The organism is Nitrosospira sp. Nsp18, from assembly GCF_900103145.1.
Lineage (GTDB): Bacteria > Pseudomonadota > Gammaproteobacteria > Burkholderiales > Nitrosomonadaceae > Nitrosospira.
Genome location: NZ_FMWY01000052.1, coordinates 1 through 2,669 on the forward strand (window position 1 = coordinate 1; position 2,669 = coordinate 2,669).

Annotated in this window: 3 protein-coding genes; all 3 read right to left on the reverse strand. The window is 52.1% G+C overall.

Going from position 1 to position 2,669, the window contains the following annotated elements; genetic code table 11:
* Window positions 1-105: 105 nt before the first annotated feature.
* Entirely contained in the window at window positions 106-312 is a 207-nt protein-coding gene (locus BLS94_RS14340) for a DUF2970 domain-containing protein (RefSeq protein ID WP_072769003.1), read from the reverse strand.
* A complete protein-coding gene (locus tag BLS94_RS14345) occupies window positions 309-866 on the reverse strand; it encodes a cytochrome c oxidase assembly protein (RefSeq protein WP_090962617.1) in 558 nt (185 codons plus the stop codon). Before BLS94_RS14345 ends, BLS94_RS14340 begins: the two co-directional genes overlap by 4 nt.
* Before the next feature lie 120 nt (window positions 867-986).
* Window positions 987-2,579, reverse strand: coding sequence for a cytochrome c oxidase subunit I (gene ctaD, locus BLS94_RS14350; RefSeq protein WP_090962620.1), 1,593 nt, complete (start codon window positions 2,577-2,579; stop codon window positions 987-989).
* Window positions 2,580-2,669 lie beyond the last annotated feature (90 nt).

Sequence of the window (2,669 nt, forward strand, 5' to 3'; positions counted from 1 at the left end):
ACAATGCTATCGACCCGGTCATGGGCCAGGTCGATGGCGCTGGAACGTAATAGTGACTTCCTTCCTGGCTCATGCTCTTTCTCCTGCTTGTAATTGATTAATTTTCTATGTCACAAACTTAACTAGCAACACCAAGGCTAGCACAAACACTGCGGCACCAATAATTCCCCCGATTACCACCTGCGCCGGAGTCAACGAACTCGCATCCATCTCGAGATCGCTTTTCTTGCGAACTCCGAAGAAAGCCCAAGATACTGCCTTTGCAACCTGCAAAAAAGTCGCCTTTTTCGGTTTTGTGCTGTCGTCCTTCAACCTTTATTTGCTTCGCTTTCCGTATCTGCAGCCTGGTCGATTCCAATTTCAAAAAAGGTGTACGAAATAGTAACGGTATTCACATCGGTTGGAAGTCCAGGTTCAATCATGAATTGAACCGGCATCTGCCGTGTCTCATTTGGCTTCATTACCTGTTTGCTGAAACAGAAGCACTCAAGTTTCTTCAGATGTTTGGCTAGCAGCATCGGACTGTAGCTGGGTATCGCCTGACCGCTGATTTCCCGATTGGATTTATTCGTAACCTCGTACATTACCTCCACCAATTCGCCGGGATGTACACGCAGACTGGATTGTAGGGATTTGAACTGCCAGGGCAGTCCACGTGTATTGGCATCTAGTTCGACCGTTACCCAACGGGCGGTATCTACTTGCGAGTTCTCTGTAAGCGTATCTGCCTGCAAAAGATTGTTGAGTCCCGTCACGTCGCAAATCTTCTCGTAAAACGGAACTAACGCGAAGCCGAAAACGAACATGACCACTGAAAAAATCAGCAGCTTCTTCATTATTACGGCATTTGCTTGAATTACGTTCATGTCCAGTTTTTTACGATAACCGTTACAAAAATAGCTACGACGATCGCTAGCAGAAACAGCGCTGTTCTGATTGCCCCGCGCCTTCTTTCTGCGTTTTGCGTCACATTCTGCTCCTTGTTCTTACTTGATGACCGGTGGCGTTACAAAGCTATGGTATGGCGCGGGGGACGGCAATGTCCACTCCAGGGAGGTTGCACCTTCCCAAGGTTTTGCCGGCGCTTTTGCACCCCCACGAATGCACTTCAGCACTACGTAAAGGAACAGCAACTGGCTAAAGCCGAAACCAAAAGCGCCTATGCTGGAAATCATGTTGAAATCGGCGAATTGGAGCGCGTAGTCGGGAATACGACGCGGCATGCCCGCCAATCCCAGGAAATGCTGAACGAAGAAGGTGAGGTTGAAAAAGAACATGGAGAGCCAGAAATGCCATTTGCCCAGCGTCTCGTCATACATATGCCCGGTCCATTTCGGCATCCAGTAGTATGCTCCGCCGAATATGCCGAACAGCGCACCCGATACCAGCACATAGTGGAAGTGCGCAATGACATAGTAGGTATCCTGCACCTGGACATCTATCGGCACTATCGCGCAAACAACTCCGCTGAACCCACCAAGAGTGAACAGAAAAACGAAGCCGATGGCAAAAAGCATGGGTGTTTCGAAGGTCATGGAACCGCGCCACATGGTGGCGGTCCAGTTGAACACTTTAACGCCGGTCGGAACCGCGATCAGCATGGTGGCGTACATGAAAAACAGCTGTCCGGTCACCGGCATGCCCGCGGTAAACATGTGATGGGCCCAGACGATGCAGGACAGGATGGCGATCGAGGCAGTGGCGTATACCATCGAGGAATATCCGAACAATGGCTTGCGCGCAAAGGCCGGGATAATTTCGGAGACGATGCCGAATGCCGGCAATATCATGATGTAGACCTCGGGGTGACCGAAGAACCAGAAGATATGCTGGAACATCACCGGATCACCGCCGCCCGCTGCATTGAAGAAGTTGGTACCGAAATTGCGATCCGTCAGCAGCATGGTAACCGCTCCCGCCAGAACCGGCATCACCAGCACCAGAAGATAGGCGGTGATGAGCCAGGTCCACACGAACATCGGCATTTTCATCAGTGTCATGCCCGGCGCCCGCATGTTGAGGATGGTGGTGATAATGTTGATTGACCCCATGATAGACGAAGCGCCCATAATATGGATGGCGAAAATCGCCATGTCCATACCCATGCCCATCTGCACCGATAGCGGCGGATAAATCGTCCAACCCCCCGCGGGTGCGCCGCCGGGCACGAAGAACGAGGTCAGCAGCAGTAGGGCTGCCGGCGGCAGCAACCAGAAACTCCAGTTGTTCATGCGCGCAAAAGCCATGTCGGGCGCCCCGATCATCATCGGCACTTGCCAATTGGCAAAACCGACGAACGCCGGCATGATGGCGCCGAATATCATTATCAGACCATGCATGGTCGTCAACTGGTTAAAAAATTCGGGATTGACGATCTGTATGCCGGGCTGGAAAAGCTCGGCCCGGATAGTCAGCGCCATCACGCCCCCGGTCAGGAACATCAGAAAACTGAACCACAGATACATCGTACCGATATCTTTGTGGTTAGTGGTCATCAGCCAGCGCATCATGCCGGTGGGATGATGATCGTGGGCGTCGTGGGCGTCGTGCGGAACGTCGTGATCTGGTATTGCTGCCATGGTGTCCTCCTTGATGCTATTTTCTGAACTGGTTGATTTCCGATGGCTGCACCACGTCGCCTGCGGTATTTCCCCAGGCGTTGCGTTCGT